This window comes from Thermaerobacillus caldiproteolyticus (assembly GCF_013761245.1).
Classification (GTDB): Bacteria; Bacillota; Bacilli; order Bacillales; family Anoxybacillaceae; genus Thermaerobacillus; species Thermaerobacillus caldiproteolyticus.
Window position 1 is genome coordinate 15511 of the sequence record NZ_JACDUT010000009.1, and the last position, 18627, is coordinate 34137.

Annotated in this window: 13 protein-coding genes and 2 pseudogenes; 9 read left to right on the forward strand and 6 right to left on the reverse strand. The window is 36.9% G+C overall.

Annotated elements, in window-relative coordinates; genetic code table 11:
* Positions 1 to 346 precede the first annotated feature (346 nt).
* The 3 genes and pseudogenes from HNR31_RS19360 to HNR31_RS18870 form a co-directional block, all read left to right on the forward strand.
* Positions 347 to 550, forward strand: a complete 204-nt coding sequence (locus HNR31_RS19360) for an IS3 family transposase (RefSeq protein WP_374058318.1) — start codon at positions 347 to 349, stop codon at positions 548 to 550.
* 488 nt (positions 551 to 1038) lie between these two features.
* Positions 1039 to 1569 carry a 5' nucleotidase, NT5C type gene (locus tag HNR31_RS13560; RefSeq protein ID WP_220129540.1) on the forward strand — a complete coding sequence of 177 codons (531 nt, stop codon included), beginning with the start codon at positions 1039 to 1041 and terminating at the stop codon, positions 1567 to 1569.
* A 113-nt stretch (positions 1570 to 1682) separates the two neighbouring features.
* Positions 1683 to 1938, forward strand: a pseudogene (locus tag HNR31_RS18870) (IS6 family transposase); the annotation flags it as partial.
* 104 nt (positions 1939 to 2042) lie between these two features.
* On the opposite strand, the gene asnB reads toward HNR31_RS18870, so the two are convergent.
* Positions 2043 to 3869 carry an asparagine synthase (glutamine-hydrolyzing) gene (asnB, locus tag HNR31_RS13565; protein WP_181556763.1) on the reverse strand — a complete coding sequence of 609 codons (1827 nt, stop codon included), beginning with the start codon at positions 3867 to 3869 and terminating at the stop codon, positions 2043 to 2045.
* Between the two features lie 773 nt (positions 3870 to 4642).
* On the opposite strand from asnB, the gene HNR31_RS13570 reads away from it, so the two are divergent.
* Positions 4643 to 4810, forward strand: coding sequence for a hypothetical protein (locus HNR31_RS13570; protein WP_181556764.1), 168 nt, complete (start codon positions 4643 to 4645; stop codon positions 4808 to 4810).
* Positions 4811 to 5122: 312 nt separating this feature from the next.
* Positions 5123 to 5373: pseudogene (locus HNR31_RS13575) on the forward strand (aldehyde dehydrogenase family protein); the annotation flags it as partial.
* 187 nt (positions 5374 to 5560) lie between these two features.
* Here HNR31_RS13575 and HNR31_RS13580 read toward each other — a convergent pair.
* From HNR31_RS13580 to HNR31_RS13590, 3 genes are all read right to left on the reverse strand, one after another.
* On the reverse strand, positions 5561 to 7219 hold the full coding sequence (locus tag HNR31_RS13580; protein ID WP_181556765.1) for a hypothetical protein: 1659 nt from the start codon (positions 7217 to 7219) through the stop codon (positions 5561 to 5563).
* Between the two features lie 645 nt (positions 7220 to 7864).
* Positions 7865 to 8074, reverse strand: coding sequence for a winged helix-turn-helix domain-containing protein (locus HNR31_RS18875; protein WP_258561084.1), 210 nt, complete (start codon positions 8072 to 8074; stop codon positions 7865 to 7867).
* Positions 8075 to 9203: 1129 nt separating this feature from the next.
* Positions 9204 to 10595: an amino acid permease gene (locus HNR31_RS13590; RefSeq protein ID WP_181556766.1), complete on the reverse strand. Its 1392-nt coding sequence runs from the start codon at positions 10593 to 10595 to the stop codon at positions 9204 to 9206.
* Between the two features lie 914 nt (positions 10596 to 11509).
* On the opposite strand from HNR31_RS13590, the gene HNR31_RS13595 reads away from it, so the two are divergent.
* The 4 genes from HNR31_RS13595 to HNR31_RS13610 all read left to right on the forward strand — a co-directional run bounded on the left by HNR31_RS13595 (position 11510) and on the right by HNR31_RS13610 (position 15959).
* Positions 11510 to 12271: a DeoR/GlpR family DNA-binding transcription regulator gene (locus tag HNR31_RS13595; RefSeq protein WP_181556767.1), complete on the forward strand. Its 762-nt coding sequence runs from the start codon at positions 11510 to 11512 to the stop codon at positions 12269 to 12271.
* 5 nt (positions 12272 to 12276) lie between these two features.
* On the forward strand, positions 12277 to 13596 hold the full coding sequence (locus HNR31_RS13600; protein ID WP_181556768.1) for a four-carbon acid sugar kinase family protein: 1320 nt from the start codon (positions 12277 to 12279) through the stop codon (positions 13594 to 13596).
* A complete protein-coding gene (pdxA, locus tag HNR31_RS13605) occupies positions 13586 to 14599 on the forward strand; it encodes a 4-hydroxythreonine-4-phosphate dehydrogenase PdxA (protein ID WP_181556769.1) in 1014 nt (337 codons plus the stop codon). The genes HNR31_RS13600 and pdxA overlap by 11 nt, the downstream gene beginning before the upstream one ends.
* 100 nt (positions 14600 to 14699) lie before the next feature.
* Positions 14700 to 15959 (forward strand): MFS transporter, encoded by a 1260-nt coding sequence (locus tag HNR31_RS13610; RefSeq protein WP_181556770.1) that lies wholly within the window; start codon positions 14700 to 14702, stop codon positions 15957 to 15959.
* A 243-nt stretch (positions 15960 to 16202) separates the two neighbouring features.
* On the opposite strand, the gene HNR31_RS13615 is transcribed toward HNR31_RS13610, so the two are convergent.
* Both HNR31_RS13615 and HNR31_RS13620 read right to left on the reverse strand, forming a co-directional pair.
* A complete protein-coding gene (locus tag HNR31_RS13615; protein WP_181556771.1) occupies positions 16203 to 16538 on the reverse strand; it encodes a L,D-transpeptidase in 336 nt (111 codons plus the stop codon).
* Positions 16539 to 16927: 389 nt separating this feature from the next.
* Positions 16928 to 18154, reverse strand: coding sequence for a threonine synthase (locus HNR31_RS13620; protein ID WP_181556772.1), 1227 nt, complete (start codon positions 18152 to 18154; stop codon positions 16928 to 16930).
* Positions 18155 to 18627 lie beyond the last annotated feature (473 nt).

The window sequence follows — 18627 nt, forward strand, 5'->3', positions numbered from 1 at the left end:
CCTTTATTTCGATACAGCGACCAACTTTCTTTGCCAGAAATACCCTATGTGATAGAATGATGACCAATTTTGAAAAAATCATTGTTAAAATGTCTTTTTTGAAAAACTTATTTTTCTATTGATTCGTTGCGCCGATTAGTGGGCACACGGAATTGCTTCGGCTACTTCCTGCGTTAAAGGGGTTCCTCATCTTTCTACGTTTTCACCTGCAGGGAAGTGGTTGGGAGAACGAGGAAATTTCTCAATAATGTTAGTCTAAAAATTGGACACGGAGAACAGAGAGATTATAATAAAATTAATTACACTAGGTTCGAGATGTCCCCATCTAAAAAAGGGAACATTTGTTATGATAACGATTGTATGGAGTTGTTTCAGAAAGAGTGCATTTAACGTGAATCGATTCCATACGCGGAAAGAAATGAAACAAGCTGTTTTCGAGTATATCGAATGCTTCTACAATCATAAAAGAAGCAATTCAGCCCTTGGCTATGTATTGCCATGTGAATTTGAGGCTGTATACTACGCTAAACAAAGAAAAGCAGCTGCCTAAGTTCAGCTATTTCTTTCTGTTTAACGTGTCCATTTTTTAGAGTTTATTTAAAAAAGTCAGCGCAGAATGGATGAATGAGATCGCAATATAAAACAGCGATTTTATTTGAATAGGGGAGATGTAAAAATCTATCAAAAATTTTTGCTTGTTTGTATGATTGTAGTACAGCCAGAAACATGATAATGCTTTTCATAACACGATAACAATATAAAAAGCCGCTTCATTAACGGCTTACATGTCAAAGAAATCGCTTGGCCTTACGTCTGGATTAGCTTTTTTATTAATATGATTGATACAGGGACATTAATGCTTACTGAATCATCAGATGAAGAAAAGAGATAATCCGAATGATAAAGTCTCTTTTTTGTTTTAATCTTACTTCCTATACTGTGACGTTATATTAATCTCACATGTCATACAAAAAAGAAGCGGTTTTGGGGAATAAGAAATTCTTGTATAGTAAAACAAACTTGTACACATTAGGGGGATTGGTTATGAAGAGAATTGCAATAGATATGGATGGAGTAATTGCCGATTATCTTTCAAAACAATTAGCACTTTTCAATCGAGATCACAACGAAAATATTACAGTTGAAGACTTGAAAGGAAAAAAACTCATAGAGCTGCGCCCCCATTTGAAAGATGAAATTATGAATTATTTAAAGGAACCTTCTTTCTTTCGTGATTTAGAAGTAATGAAGGATAGTCAAGAAGTAATAAAGGAATTAAGTGAACATTACGAAATTTTTATTACTACGGCTGCAATGGAGTTTCCGACATCATTTACAGCAAAATATGAATGGTTAAGAGAACATTTTAGTTTCTTGAATGATATGAATTTTGTATTTTGTGGAGACAAGAGCATTATTAATGCCGATTATCTTATTGATGATAACGTACGGCATTTCAAACGATTTTCAGGTCAAGGAATTTTATTTACATCACCTCATAATGTGTATGAAACAGGTTATGTTAGGGTTAACAATTGGCAGGAGGTAAGAGATTATTTTCTCAAATAAACGAAATTTTGATGTTCGACAAACGGATAGTGAGTGTTTGTTAAATAAACAATTATAACGCCTGCGTCATTGACGCGGGCTTTTCGCTTGACTTGAAATGAAAAAGAACTGGCATTTTGCCAGTTCAGTTCTTTCCTGCTTGCCCTGTAGCAATGGAAGAGCTGAAGAAAGAAAAAAAGGATGCCAGTGAGCATCCAAATAAAGCAAATGAAAATACCTCCATAGCATCGTGAAGCATTTATTAAAAAGCGAGTTCATTCTATGTTAGGATTGAAATCCTTTCGCACAGCAAAGTCCGTTATTTCTAGAATAGAAGCCATGCATATGGTTAAAAAAGGGAAACTTGTTTTAAAGGTCAACTCTGTCTAAAATCATCCATCAATGATTTAGAATTATTACGTAAACCTCGATTCCGTAATCTGTAGGAATCTTCTAAGATCGTACCATATTTGTACCAGAGCCCAGTGGAAACCCTATAAGCGAATATGGATGTGATACTCTTGAAGCCAACTATTAATTTGTAATAAATAATCTAGTAAACCTCGAGCTTTCGTTCCGGAAATGACTTCATCTTTTCCTTCAGCGATTGCGCGCACACGATCCGCATCAATTAATGGCAAGATAGGTGAGTTTGAATCATTTAGTACCTCTAACATCCAGTTGCTGATGCCTTGTAAGTAAGCAGCATCTTTTGTACTTGGATACGCACTCTTTCTGCGATTACGTACATCGTCTGGAAGTACATGTTGAAAGGCGCGGCGTAAAATTCCTTTTTCAATATTGTCAATGCTCTTCAGTTCAAATGGAACATTCCATAAATATTCTACAAGACGATAATCACAAAACGGAACACGCACTTCAAAACCAGTCATCATGCTTGCGCGATCTTTACGATCAAGCATAAATGGCAAGAAGCGTGTAATAAACATATAGGACATTTGACGTTGTTTCGCTTGCAGGCTGCTTTCTCCATCCAGAAAAGGAACTTCACTGACAGCTTCTTGGAATCGTTGCTTCTGATACTGCTCCGGTTGAATTTTTGCTTTAAGATCCTCTGATAAAATATCTAACATAAAACTCATATTCACAAGCCATGGAAAAACATCCGCATTTAAAAACTGTTCTTGATGAAACCATGGATAACCGGAAAATACCTCATCAGCAGATTCTCCTGAAAGGGCTACTGTTGCATCTTTTTTCATCTCTTTAAATAAAAGATAAAGAGAAGTTTCAAGTTCTCCTATGCCCGGCAGGTCACGTGCTCGCATCGGAACAAGTAAATTCTCTACTAATTTATCTGCGCCAAATACAATTGTATGATGATGAGTGCCAATATGCTCAGCTACACGCTTCACCCAAGGCTCATCTAGGTCACGGCGAAGAAAATCTTGTTCAAAATCTCGCTCATTATTCACAAAGTCGATAGAGTAAGTATGCAGAGTTTTTCCGTTTTTTGCAAATTCTTTCGCTGCCAGAGCTGTTAAACCGCTGGAATCAAGCCCCCCAGAGAGCATAGATACTACAGACACATCTGCGATTAATTGCCGTTTCACCGTATCTTCCAGGATGGAGCGAATCGTTTCGACAGTTGTATTTACATCGTCAAGATGCTCTTTACTTTCAAGCGTCCAGTAGCGTTTAACGTTTACTTTATTAGGGGTAAATGTTATGTAATGACCCGCACGCACTTCCTTTATATCCTTAAAAACACCATGCCCCGGTGTACGGATAGGTCCAAGACTAAATACTTCAGCAAGACCCTCACTGTCAATTTCAGTTTCTACCAGTGGATGGGAAAGAAGAACTTTTAATTCAGAACCAAAGAGAATAGCGCTGCCACGTTGAGCAAAAAATAATGGTTTGACGCCTAAATGATCTCGGCCAAGCATAAGCTGGCTGCGTCTTTCATCCCAGATGCCAAAGGCAAAAATGCCGTTAAAGTGCTCAATGCAATCTTCTTGCCATTCTAGATAAGCATGAAGCAATACTTCTGTGTCTGATTTTGTCCGGAACACATGACCCTTTTCTTCAAGTTCCTTACGTAATTCTTGATAGTTATAGATTTCTCCATTATAAGTCAAAGTAATGGTGTAGTCTCCGTCTTTATAAACCATGGGTTGGAGACCACCCTCTGGGTCAATTACGATAAGACGTCGATGACCGAATGCAGCTCGCTTTGAAGTCCAAAATCCTTCCGCATCCGGTCCTCGATGTGTAATAGCGTCTGTCATCTTTTTTAAAATTGGCTGTTGATCAGACAAATCTCTTGACCAATCTACCCATCCTGCGATTCCGCACATATCATCTACCTTCTTTCTATCAAGAGTACGTATTTCAAGTTACACCTCTTTTTAACGTTGACGTCAACGTTAAATCGATTATACAATTATTTAACGTTAACGTCAACGTTATATTTATATAGAAACAAAAGTAGGAATTTACATGTGGAATCGGGCATAGCCCCAGTAAAAGAGCATATCCGGCCTCCACTTCGTGAATACAAAGGACGAAGGAATGCATGGATGATCATTCTAAGAGAGTTAAAAGGTTATCAACATGTATAAAAATCATAATTTTCTTTGAGGAGGTTTAAAGAAAAATTATAGTTTGAAGGAGGAATATAAAAAACGGAAAAACCACTAATGTCAAAAGAACCAGAAGTACCTGATCTAACTTTAGAACAAATAGGACATTACTTTTTTTCAGAAAGAACCCGGGCCTTGTGACGTTATCTTTGTATTTGCTGGAACTCGTTTAGGTCAGTGGAAGAAAAAAATAGAGGCATTTAATATGGGATTAGGAAAAAGGATTATAGCTATTGGTGGAGTAAGTCTAACAGGAGGAAGCATACTGATAGGGAGGATAAAAATACCCCAGAAGCAGATGTAATTGTTTCTAAGCTTATCAAACATGGAATAAAGGAGGAAGAAATCATCTATGAAAACTGTTCAAGGAACTCATTAATGCAAAGGAAATATTTGATTTTAGTACTATTAAAAGCATTTTGTTCGTTAGTAAAAACTACGCATCAGGTCGCCAATATAGAACACTAGCACAGAATATTTCAAAAAAGATGAAATATATTCCATTTGGCTTTGATAGTATTCCAGTATCAAGAAATAACTGGATGAAAACAGAGGTAGGGGGGGGAGGGAGAATATTTGGTGAATTTTTAAAAATTGCGTATTTAGGAGAAATAGGGCATATTCTCCCTTCTAGAAAAAGCGGTGGCTGGTCTTGAAGACTATGTTACTGAATTTATAGCTAAAATTAAACATAGAACCTTATAATTACAAGGAGATTTAACCGTCAAGTGAAGCCTTACAACTTTTGATAATAAATTGTGACTGATTAACAGTTTTTGATAAATAAAATTTAACAACTTGTTTATCCTATTAAAAATTAAAAGAGGATAAGGTTTCTATGTAATATTAGGATATGAAAAATTTTCATATTTTTTAACTCCATCACTGTTATTATTATGATGGAAAAAGAATAATAGTGATGATATTTATAGCAATGGATCAATACGAAGCAAATCTATTCTTCCATCTCATTAACGATCATAAATGATACTCCATTTGGTCTTAGTGCTTCTATCTTTACCAAAAATATAGGAAATGCTCTATCATTCATAAACGAAATTGAAGCGGGATTAGTTCGTATTAATGAAGAGAGTGCAGGAGTAGAACTGCAGGCCCCTTTTGGGGAGGAATGAAGCAATCTAGCTCACACTCAAGAGAACAAGGACGAGCTGCTATTGAATTCTTTACATCAATTAAAACTGTTCTGGTTAAAAGTTAATGCAAATTAATAAAGGCCTCTTTTCTAAAATGCAATGAAATATCGCACTTTAGAATAAGAGTGCCTTTTTATTATTCGTATGACAGGAATTTTTTGATATATAAATTACTCAACTTTCGCATCGGAAAAAATGGGGGCATTCTTTTGCCTATCATAAACGTCTTGCTTATGTCGGTTTTTCAATGTTTTAGTAATCCGATATATTCGTATAATTTTTCACCAAATCACCAAATCCCTCCTGCTGCAGGGAGGCTATGACTTTTTTTGTCATCTCTATTTTATGATTTACAAGGTACTGAGTTTTAGATTTTATGAGTTGGTCAAAGATTTTACTTCTATTTATACCAGCTTTCTCCAAATTGTTTTGAGCTTTCAACAGATCTTCTAAGGTTAGAAGCGGATAGTCTTTTCCGTGGAAAGTAAAGTTAGGATTTAACTGATACCATAAGTCTTTGTTATCTTTAATCCATTTATCTCCTACATCCTCAATGCCTTTTTTAATATTTAAGGCTACTGCTAAGTACTCCTTTTTCCCCGTCTCCAGATAGCTTTCTAGTAAGAAGTTCATCTCCCCTAATGAATGATTTAAAGAAGCATGGGTCTTTTTCTTTTGTGTCTTTCCATAGAAATCACAAATAATATAACCATTATCTGTCTTAATATAGTTCTCTTTTTTCACTTGTTTCAACAAGTAATCTGCATAAAAAAGTGACATATTCCTGTATTCGGGTACATCTAAAAGCTTGCTTATTCTTTTTAAATGGATAGCTATGTACTCATTAAAACGTGTATCGTAATAAGGAGCAATAATGCCATAATTGTCTTTCAGCCATGTACTTGTAATTTCAGTCGGTATCGGTTTATTTAATTGAGAGTCATAGGTTAATAAATTAGCAACTGAGTTCACGATAAAATCGTAAAAATACCTTTCTTTCGTATTTTCATAATGATCCACATAGCGACGGTCATGCACAAGAGCAAAGTACCGTCCATATCCAAGCTTAGTTGATGGTTCAATAGACCACGGAAGCTTACCAAATGGTCCTTCCGCCGTGTACCATTTGTTAATTTTCTTATATTCTTTTAACGTATGCTTTTCCCATTCTTTAAAATTTTCCTTCTTGTTAAAGAGTGGCTGATTGGAGTACAAAATCCAACTCTCGGATAAACTTTGCCCTTCAGCAAAATGCGGCATATTAATAAGAATATGATGCCCCTTTTTAGTGATTTCAGTTCCATCTGTTTCTTTTATCAATTCACGTAACTTGCTTTGCTGTGTTTGATTGTATTTTTTTATTAATTCCATCGAATTATAATTCTTACTGAGCATCATGTTGGCATAGGCTCTTTTTCCTTTTAGCTCAATTAAGCCGTGCGGAGTAGAAGTAGGGTCCACTCCTAAAGTTGGATCATGTTCATGTTTTATTTTTTCGGAATGAAAGCGAGTTACTTTATAACTAGTAAAGTCTTGTCCAAAAGACAAGGAAAGGTCAATAATTATAGGTTGTTTAGTTTGATTTTGAAACTTGGTAAACACAAAGACATCATTGTTGTCTAATTTTCTTACTGTAACGGTGAACTTACCGTACTCACGAGAAAATTGAGGGGATGAGAGTTTATAAGTTGTAAAATAATCCTTGGATTTAATCAATGTTTTCGTTCCGCTTTTTATTTTCTCTAATTTGACATTATTTGCTTGAAGTTCAACATTCTCGTTCATCAGGTTTCCTTTGACCTGTATATGTAACGTTTTAAAAAACAAGAAATAGACCTGTATGCCAATAAATATAAATAAAAAAGCTGCCAACATACCTATAATATGTTTGAATTTAAATTTTTTTATCATGTTTCCCACCTCTGATATCTTGCTGCTATATAAATTTTTAATTTAAACATTCGACATCTAGATAGTCATGAATCGGTTACAAATTTTTTTGATGCAAAAATATCTAAACATTAAGTTACATTTATCTAACTATAAAGAAAGCTAGATTATGTGAATCCTATCTTACAGGTGATTTAGCAAAGCCTATGCCAAAAGCAGAGGATTTTAAGAACGAGCCACTATTTTTATTTATTCGAACTATGTATTGCGGGATAATCCACTTCACCGCCGCAACAATCATCGATATCTAGGTATGTTGATTTACCGGTAAATACTAGTTGTCACAGGTCTATTTGCGGTCTTTCTGCCGAAGTCGACCAAGCTGTCGTTTGCCGGCTGGGCATGCACTTTCCGAACGGCGAACACTTTTGATTTGTCCGGTGACGTTCCTATCGGGGATATGGCAGAAAAACTTGGCTCGTCCTCTGTCTTCACTGGCTAATCGGCGGATGCCAAGACTACAATGCCCTTATAATAGTAAAATAATAGATAATCCTGAAACAACTTTCCCCAAATCCAATTTTACATCATTTTGCAGAAAAGTGGTAATCCTACATTGTTTTTACCAAATAGCGTCACATTCGCATGCTGTCCATACGTAGGGATCTACTTTTGCCCATGTGGCTCGCAATGCTTGATAGGAACGAATATGCTCTCTGCAGACAACGGAAGCATATCATCGGTTATGAGTTTTTTAATCATCTCTATCTCTTGCGCTAATGCCTGTTGCTTCTGTTCATCTTCTTTCGCCAGCGTATAAGTCGGACGAGTGTGGGAGAATCCAAGGTGATGAAGCATGCTATTCACTCCGGCCATTGTCATGGAAATCCCATATTGGCCTGAATGATACAGGCATCCCAAGAAGCGGCTTTACTTGGGAGGGGATGTATAGAATCATGTGTTTTCACTCGCTTTGTTGTTCTTTCGTGAGATGCGGTAGTGTTTTGTTATCGAACAGCTTCTCAAGTCCTCCTTCATTGAATTAAGAAGACATAGGTAGACGCGGATTGGCGATGGAGGTTCAACATCGCAGCCACCGCTTTACTGAGATAACCTTCCATCATGATTCATCGAACGGCTGTCATACGTTGACGCAAAGAGATATCTTTGATTTTTCGTTTTTCTTTTCCTTCCGAGCGGTGAATCAATGGTCATCAGTGATTTTCAATCATTTCATCAGTATGTTTCGCTCTTTTTCGTCCGATTTCTTAAGAGCAGTATCAACCAAATCAACCCATGTTATATGGAGATTGAATGTCTAAGTTACATTTATATCATTCCTCTAAGAGGTTGACCAAAAAAGACATCCCTGTGGGCGAGTGTTCCACAGTTACTGGCTTTTGAAACGGATTTCCGTAAGATAAACAGGCAGCAGCACAACTTTTCGATTTTGATACATCCCTACTCAAAATAGGTTGATTCATCGAGAATCTGGTACCATAGCTTCACATTCTCCATAGGTTCGTACGGTGATATAGGCCTGATGCCCAATCATCTCGGTAGCCAGGGCTTGAACAGTTTAAAGACTCATTCCCAACAGAGCCTCCTATCTTTAAAAAATAAAATAGACTCATACCAGAGTGAACTGGTGATGAGCCTATAAATGAACAGAGCCTTTCCTAAAAAATCCTCCTCTATAGTTAGACAGTGTATCTTTTTCCTGTCTGCTATAAGGGGAGAATATCAAACTTCACAAATGTGGTTTATTTAGATTATCCATCTATCGAGGAAGCACACAAAGTAACGAAAGATGAAACACTTGTAATCTACCGTGACCTGTTTGGAGTATCCAGAATTTGGCGATATACTGAACTACAAAGATAAACGAACATCGCGAAGAGCTGCATCAAAAAACCTCGGATACCATTTGATATCCGAGGTTTTATACCGCAAATAACAAGATAAATGGCTGCGTTTTCTAGAAATACACTGAAAGGTCCCAGCTTCAGAGATTTTGCACAAGATCCTTTTTTTTCGCCTTGTTATATTCACCGTTTTTTCCTTTTCTGTTTTTATTCATAAAAGAAAATGCGGTCAGCAGTACTAATATGACAAGGCAAACAGTAGAACCGATCATATTATTTTTATTAAAGATAAAAGAAATGAAGATCATCAATAAAGATACGACAGCTAATATCGTTGTGTATGGGAATCCTTTTACCCGGAAGTATGGTTTCACCTTATATTGGGAACGAAGCTTTAGTTGCGCTAAACAAATACTCATCCATAATAAAAGAATCGTAAAACCAGGTATCGTCATTAAATAGCTAATGACTTGATCTGGAGTCATATAAGCTAAAAATACCCCAAACAATATACATGTTGCTGTGATAATAATACAGTTGATAGGGATTCCTTGTTTGGAAATCTTTAAAAACCTTTTTGGAGCTTCACCGCTTTGAGCCATGGAATATAATGTTCTAGAGGTGGCATAGATCCCTGAGTTAGCCGCTGATAAAACGGCAGTAATAAGAACAAAATTCATAATATGTGCGGCTCCAGGAAGCCCTGTGATACTGAATACTTGGACAAATGGACTTTCTTCCCCTGTCACTTTATTCCACGGTATTAAACCACAAATAATGAGAATAGGAAGAATATAAAAGAGAATGACTCTCCACATGGTTCCTTTTATTACTTTTGGCAATACCTTCTCTGCATCTTTTGTTTCTGTAACAGCGACACCAATTAACTCAGCCCCGCCATATGAAAACATGACGACTAAAAAGGCACTTAACATTCCTCCAATTCCATGAGGAAAGAACCCGCCATGTGCAGTGTAGTTAGAAAAAGGATCATCAATATTGCTTGGAATAATGCCAAATAAAATACCGCAACCTAATAAAATGAAGGCTGTTAATGCGAAAATTTTGATTCCTGCAAACCAAAACTCAATTTCACCATAGTACTTCACTTGAAACAAATTAATTCCAACGATCAAAACGGTACAAAAGAGGCTTAAAAGCCATAACGGTACAGATGGAAACCAATATTTTAGGAAGCTTCCTGCTGCTAAAATTTCAACAACAGTGACAATAATCCAATTGATCCAATAAAGCCATCCTACGATAAAGGAGATATGAAAGCCAAAAGCTTTATATACAAGATGCTGAACGTTTAAGTTGGGATATACAATGGCCATCTCAGCTAATGCCGTCATCACAATAAATAATAATAGGCCCCCTAATAAGTAAGCAAAAACGACACTTGGACCCGCTATATTTAACGTATCTGAACTTCCTTTAAAAATACCCGTTCCAATCATGCCTGCTAGAGCAATAAATTGGACGTGTCTAGGTAATAAACCTTTCTTTAAATCTTGATGATTTTTTTCCATGTTGCTCCTGCCCTTCTATTGCGATATTAAATGATGGTTTACTTACAAATAATAATAGTGTTATAGAACTAAAAAACATTTTAGGAATAATAGGTAAGATGATAACCAAAGACTGTTTAAGACGGAAACTGCTCTCTCATTTTAATAAATTCCCTTTCTAAACTTTTTCACTTAAACGCTTTTATGCTTTTATGCTTTTATGCTTTCACGCTTTTGTGTAGTTAAGTGTAAAATGTGTTTTTAGAATATAATAGTGTCCTTCTGTTTGTCAAGAGTGTGTCGCAAAACTCATGGTTATACAAAAATTGTCCATAAAAAAGCCCGTTTCTTTACAACCTATTCATGCATTACAAGCTCTGTTTCATTATATTGACGAGATGAACACCGAAAACGACTCTGACAAGACGGGGGCTTAGTGTGGGAATCAAACAAGAAGAGTAAGAAGCTATTGTCTCTTATTTAAAAATTAAATTAAAGAAAGACAAGTTTTATAAAGTAATCTCATTTAATAAACGAGTGAAGAATATGGAAGAGCTAAAGAACTTGGTGAATAGTCAACTGTAACTTTCATTTCAAAAGAACCTCATTTAGCATCGTTCACTAGAATATGATGCATTTGCAGGGAAGTAGTTGTCGCTCTTATTTAATGAATGATGGACATGCATTCAAAAAGCCGACGTTTAATCATTTTATTATGAAAAATAATCTGTAACATTCTTATGTTAAAAATGAACACTCTTTGTAAAAAAGCAAAGAGTGTTTTTGCTTTATTTCCTTTGTGTTCTAATGAGTTATAACTTCGCTAAATATTTAAAAAATTAATAAAGATATGAACTAAAACGAACAAAGGTAACATATATTGAACATATAACGATGTTAAAAATGAACAAAAATAAAATGAAAGGCTGAAACAGATGTTGCTTTTTGAACGCCGTCAATGGATTGAAAAACAAGTTATTACGAAAGGAAAAGTAGATATTGAGGAGCTTTCAAAGCAATTAAATGTTTCCAGTATGACCATTCGGCGTGATTTAGCTGAGCTTGAGAAAGCTGGAAAAGCAATTCGTATCCACGGCGGAGCTGTGTCGCCAAAGTCTCTTATGGGGGAAACTCCTTATGCGTCAAAAAAAGAAAAAAATATCCGAGAGAAACAGATGATTGCCAAAAAAGCGCTGACTATCATTCCTGAAAATGCAAGCATTCTTTTAGACTCAGGTACAACAACAATGGAGGTTGCTAGGCTAATCAAAGACAGAGCAGATTTAACCGTTATCACAAATGATATTAAAATAGCTGCTGAATTAATTGATAGCCAATTGAAAGTCATCGTGACAGGAGGTGAATTGCAAAACAGAGTGGGGGCCTTATACGGCTGGCCGACACAAGAAATTTTAAAAAACATTCACGTGGACATTTTTTTCCTAGGAGCACATGCCGTTGATATTGATTCAGGAGTTACAGCTCCGACCTTCGAAAAATCGTTAATTAAGAAACTCATGATCAAAGCGGCAGAAACAACATGGCTGCTGGCAGACTCAAGCAAATTTGATAAAAAAGCTTTTTCGTCTGTTTGTCCAATTAAAAGTTTAGCAGGAATTATCACTGACGAAAAATTAGATATTCTTGATAGAAAGAAATACGAAGAACAGACAGTGCTGCTTTTAGGAGAGGGGTAATCATCATGAAAGTAGGGGTAATCGCAGATGACTTAACAGGCGCAAACGCAACAGGTGTAAGGCTGGCAAAGCAAGGCTTTACAACCGCTACTGTTGTATACAATGTACCATTACCAGCATCAGATAAATATGACGCGATATGTATAGATACAGACAGCAGATATGCCAAAAAGGAGATTGCTGTGAATCGCGTGAAAAAAGCTATTGATAGCTTTAAACGACGGGAGGTAAAGGTATTTTGCAAAAGAATTGATAGCACCATTCGCGGAAACATAGGGGTAGAGATTGACACTGTGTTAAATGAACTTGGCGAAAATTCCATTGCCGTTGTGGTTCCGTCTTTTCCGGATTCAGGAAGAGTCATAATCGGTGGGTATCTATTAGTAGAAGGAACACCTGTTCAAGAAACTGACGTAGCAAGAGATCCGGTAATACCAATCAAAAAATCTTTCGTACCGGCCATCATTGAAGAGCAAAGTCAGTATCCCATCACACATATTGGCTTAGATATTGTTTTATCTGGAGTAGAAGCTATAACAAAAAGATTGAAAACAAAGCTAGAAGAAGGCAAAAGAATTATTGTTTTTGACGCTGTAAATGATGAACAAATTGAAGCCATTGCCGCAGCGATGACGAACATTCATGATAAAATCATGGTTCCTGTCGATCCAGGTCCTTTAACGGCTTTTTATTCAAAAGCGTATTTACAACGAGTGGTAAGTGAACCAAAGCTGTTAGTTACGGTTGGCAGCGTAACTTCCCTAACTGGCCAACAGCTTCAATACTTATTTGAAAAAACAAAGGCGACTCCGGTGTATGTAGCGCCTGAAAAACTTGCTAGTTACAGTGAAACTTGGCAAAAGGAAGTAGAATTTGCTGTAGAAGCGGGGTTAGAAGCATTAAAAACAGAAAACATTTTAATTGTTACTACATACCATCCGGGGAATAAATTAATTGATTTGAAAGCGTTGTCAGAAATTGAGCATGTAACCGAAGAAGCATTAGCCAAGCGTATTACAGATGGTCTTGCAGTGATAAGCCGGAGAATTATTGAACAGTCGGAATATCCAATTGCCGGATGCTTTTCAAGCGGAGGAGATGTAACAGCCTCTCTTTGTGCGGTCGGGCGTGCAAACGGAATTGAACTGGAAGATGAAGTTCTTCCACTATCAGCATACGGCCGATTTATTGGTGGATATTTTGATGGCCTTCCCGTCGTAACTAAGGGAGGGATGATAGGAGATAAAAGAGCTATTTACAAAAGTGTAAGATTTTTGCAAACAAAAATTTCTAAATCAAAAAGGAGTGTTTTCTATGGTAAATAAAGCTAAAAATATTATCGCCATTCCAATGGGGGATCCAGCTGGTATAGGTCCTGAAATTACGGTAAAAGCATTAGATAAACCGGAAATCTACGAGGTTTGTTCACCGCTTGTCATCGGTCATTCTGAAGTGTTAAAAAATGCAATGAAATTTACAAATACGTTCCTTGAGATTAATGAAATCAATGATCCATCTGAAGGGATATACGAACATGGAACAATAGATGTGATTTCATTAGACAATCTGGATGTAGATCAACTTGAAATGGGTACTGTTCAAGCACAATGCGGAAAAGCAGCCTACGAATATATCGAAACATCAGTTGCGTTAGCTCTGGAAGGAAAAGTAACTGCTTTAGCAACAACACCAATTAACAAAGAATCATTAAAAGCAGCAAAGGTGCCATTTATCGGACATACTGAAATTTTAGCGGAGCTGACCAAATCAGATGATCCGTTAACCATGTTTGAAGTGTTAAATATGCGTATTTTCTTCTTAACGAGACATTTATCTTTAAAAGATGCGATTGCTGCGATTACAAAAGATAGAGTATGTGATTATTTAATTCGTTGCGATAAAGCGTTACAACAACTTGGAGTGGAAAATCGAAAAATCGCAGTTGCAGCATTAAACCCACATGGTGGTGAAAATGGTTTGTTTGGTTATGAAGAGATCGATGAAATCAGACCAGGAATTGAAGCGGCCATTGAAAAAGGGATTGATGCGGTTGGACCTGTTCCTGCTGATTCCGTATTTCATCATGCACTGAACGGCAGATATGCTGCAGTATTATCTCTTTATCATGATCAAGGACATATTGCAGCCAAAATGACTGATTTTGAAAGAACGATTTCGGTTACAAATGGGCTTCCGTTTTTACGGACATCTGTAGACCACGGGACTGCTTTTGATATTGCAGGTAAAGGAATTGCAAGCAGTGTCAGTATGGAAGAATGCATTAAGCTAGCGGCAAAGTATTCAAAACATTTCCTAAATCAAATCTGAATGGCTGTTTAAATAAAAACGGGTTCTTAGTAGTAGGAGAGTTAACAATGTTCATAGGAGAGAAAAGGGATTTTATCATCCTATAAGGGGAGGGATTTTTGTGGGGGCATCGAAATGGCTTAGAATTATTCCTGTTGCGTTTATTATGTATATGTTGGCTTACATCGATCGCATTAATGTAGGGATTTTAATGCCTTATATACAAGAGGATTTAAAGATTAATGCTTCAGCGGCAGGGGATATTGCAGGAATATTCTTTGTCGGGTATTTGATTTTCCAAATTCCTGGGGGGATACTTGCTGCTAAATGGTCAGCTAAAAAAACGATTTTTATTCTCATGTTGCTATGGGGAATATGTGCAACGGCTGCTGGTTTTGTTCAGACAGAGGGACAACTTAAAGTGGTAAGGTTTGCTCTTGGAGTAGCTGAAGGAGGGGTTTGGCCAGCAGTTCTTGTATTATTAGCAAATTGGTTTACCACGAAAGAACGTGCACGCGCCAATGCCTTTTGGATGGCATGTTTGCCAGTTTCCGCTATGTTAATGGCCCCTTTATCCGGGTTTTTGCTAAAATTTTTTGACTGGAAGACGGTTCTTATCATTCAAGGCATACCACCTATTATCTGGGCTTTTGTATGGTATGCAATGATAAAAGATAAACCTTCAGAGGCGAGATGGATGAAGCAAGAAGAAAAAGAGCGATTATTAACGGAATTGGCAGCAGAACAAAATAAAACAGTTCAATCAGAAGGGTATATTGCTGCTTTTAAGAATAAGACGGTTTGGGGACTGGTTATTATGTATTTTCTATGGATGACCGGATTCTATGGTTATACTTTATGGGTACCAAGTGTAGTTGGAACATTTACAAAAAATCCTGTTACGCTAGGGTGGCTAACGGCAATTCCTTTTACTTGTGCATTGATTGGAATGTTAATGAATTCATATTGGTCAGATAAGAGGATGAATCGTGTTCAACATGTTGCTATTCCTTTAGTGATTGCTTCAATTAGTATGATTATAGGACAATTTGTAACGTTACCAGTTCTTCAAATGGTTTTGCTATCCATTACAGCTATAGGTGTATACGCTCCATATGGACCTCTTTGGGCCATTCCAACAGCTATTATCCCGGCCGGAGTTGTCGGCGCAGCTCTTGGTTTGCAAAATGCAATTGGTAATCTAGGAGGATATAACGGACCAAAATTTTTTGGCGTATTAAAAGACATGACAGGTAATTATCATGCCGGATTTTATTTTTTAGCTACTGCACTATTTTTAGCTGCTATCATGACTTTCATTTTAGGAAGACTGATTAGAAGTAATGAAGAGTCCAGGTTGAATCAGCTAATTGAAAAATGAATTTCTTCATTATAAAATCGAACTTATTCGTGTTGTTAACAGTCTGAAGATTTTAAGGGTCGTTCCTTAAGAAAGTGTGTATTTTTACGGACGTAATTGAAGGAATGATTTGGAAGTGAAAAGGGTTGTACAAAGTTATTTTCTAAACTAGTTTCGTCAATATGTAAGGACAGACTTCGCTATGAAAAGTATTTTTTATTAAATGATAATTTTATAAAGAAAATATCGTTCTGATTTAGAACCTCATTTATGAATGTAGACAAGTGTTCCAATAGGAACCATTGATGATAATTCTAAAACATCATGGTTATACATTCTAATACATCCATGTGATACATTCTTGCCAATAGAAGAAGGGTTGTTTGTTCCATGTATTCCATAATGAGGCTTTGATAAACCCATCCACAATGCCCCGAAAGCACCTCCGGGGTTGCGTTGTTTATTGATAATTGTATATCTTCCTGAAGGTGTTGGGGTTAATATTTTGCCAACAGCGATGGGATACACTTTTATTAACCTATTACCATCATAAAGTTTTAATTGATGTTTGTTTGTTGATATATCGATCCAGCGTGCCATAAGACCATCTCCAGATAAAACAAATTAAAATTTGTATTATTATATGGAGTTTTTGGATTTTTGACATAACGATTAAAATACTCGTTATAAATTTATTTTAATTATGAATCAGATTATTTATCTGATTCGTCCAAATATATCTCATTAATAGGTTGATGGAGTGCTTAACTGTGTTGAATTACGAAGATCTAATTCTTTAAGTAGGTACGTCGTAACTTTCCTCGCTATTTTACATCCATTCTTGTAAAATCTTCTATATAGTGGGGATGTTTATCCTTTTAGCCAAATGAAAATCCCCTCCAAGTATAGTGTAATACCCCCACAATTGGTGGGGCTTTTTACACTGTCTACTTAAAGGGGGTAACAGTAAGAACTCTCTTCTAATTTTTTTAAGAATAATTTTCTCTCTCAGGTAAATGATCACCGGGTTGCAGGATTGGCACCTCGATACTCACGGTATGTGTATATTTCAATCCAATTCCCGTATTAAGAACGACAACCCTTTCTCCCTTGCGAATCCATCCTTTCTCGCGCAGGCGACGGGCAGCCAGAAATGCCGCAGCCCCTTCCGGACAAATAAAAGCTCCCTCGAGATGAGCGACGTTTCGTTGCTCATTCATAATGGCATCGTCTTCTACAGCAATCGCGCACCCATCTGTCTTATACAGAGCATCTAATACGAGGAAGTCCCCCAAAGCTTTTGGCACATTAATTCCGAAGGCAACAGTCGAAGAGTTTGGCCAGAATTCCGATACTTGTTTCTTTTGGTTCCAAGCTTTGACGATTGGAGCACAATTTTCCGCCTGTACAGCCACCAGCCTTGGCAGCTTTCCTTGCACCCATCCAAGATCCTGCAATTCTTTCAGTGCCTTATAAATCCCTATTAGTCCGACACCTCCTCCGGTCGGATATAAAATCACATCAGGGAGTTTCCAAGAGAATTGTTCTGCTATCTCCAATCCCATCGTTTTCTTACCTTCAATACGGTAAGGCTCTTTGAGTGTTGAAGCGTCATAAAGGTTTCGTTGCTGGATTGCTTTGCTGACTATGGCGCCTGCATCACTGATTAAACCGTTTACTAAGTAAAGATCGGCTCCAGCGATGGCACATTCATTCCTTGTAATCACAGGAGCATCTACTGGCATTACAACAGTCACTTGAATCCCTGCCCTAGCTGCATAAAGCGACCATGCTGCCCCTGCATTTCCATTCGTCGGCATAGCTAAGTTTTTGACACCAAGTTCTTTTGCTTTTGATATGCCCACGGCTGCTCCTCTTGCTTTAAAGGTTCCTGTCGGAATCACTCCTTCGTCCTTCATATATAACTGCTCGACATCCATATCTCTACCAAGCCGAGGCATAGGAACAAGCGGTGTCATCCCTTCTCCTAAAGAAACGATATGCTCAGAATTTTCTACGGGCAATAATTCGTGGTACCGCCATATGTTGGGCTCTCTGTTTGCGATAATTTCAGGCTTTAGGTCTTTACGTAATGCGTCAAGATTGTATGCGACAAGCAGAGGAGAACCGCACTCGCATAGCTGATGTTTTTTATTTGTGCTATATGTTTTTTTACACTTTGGACAGTATAAATGGGATACATAACTGAATGGCATGATACACTTTCTCCTTCGGTTTATTTGTATTCCGAGCCTGCATAGCCGCTTATTCAAAGAAAAGGTTGCTGAGCGCTCCTTAATTAATAGATTACAATTTTTTAGAACGTAGAATGTGTTGCGAAGCAAGCGCATAATCCATGTATAAATGAAATGGATTACTCGAATTCAATATCGACTTGTAATGAATATTTAATTTAAATTCCGTTAAATCTTGATGTCTTGGAAGGAATCCTGTAACTACTTTCTATTGATGGCTTTAATGAATATAAAAACATATAAATCATATTGAAATAGTATGTTTTTTGTTCGTAATCATATCACTATATTTATTTGCTGTCAATATCTAAATGGAAAGGTTATTATTGGACGGATTTGCTATATAAAATCCAACTCGATTTCTCAACATGTGTAAAGATACCAGTCTTCTATTTATACTGCTCCTAACTAGAGTACAAGGAAATTTTACAAAT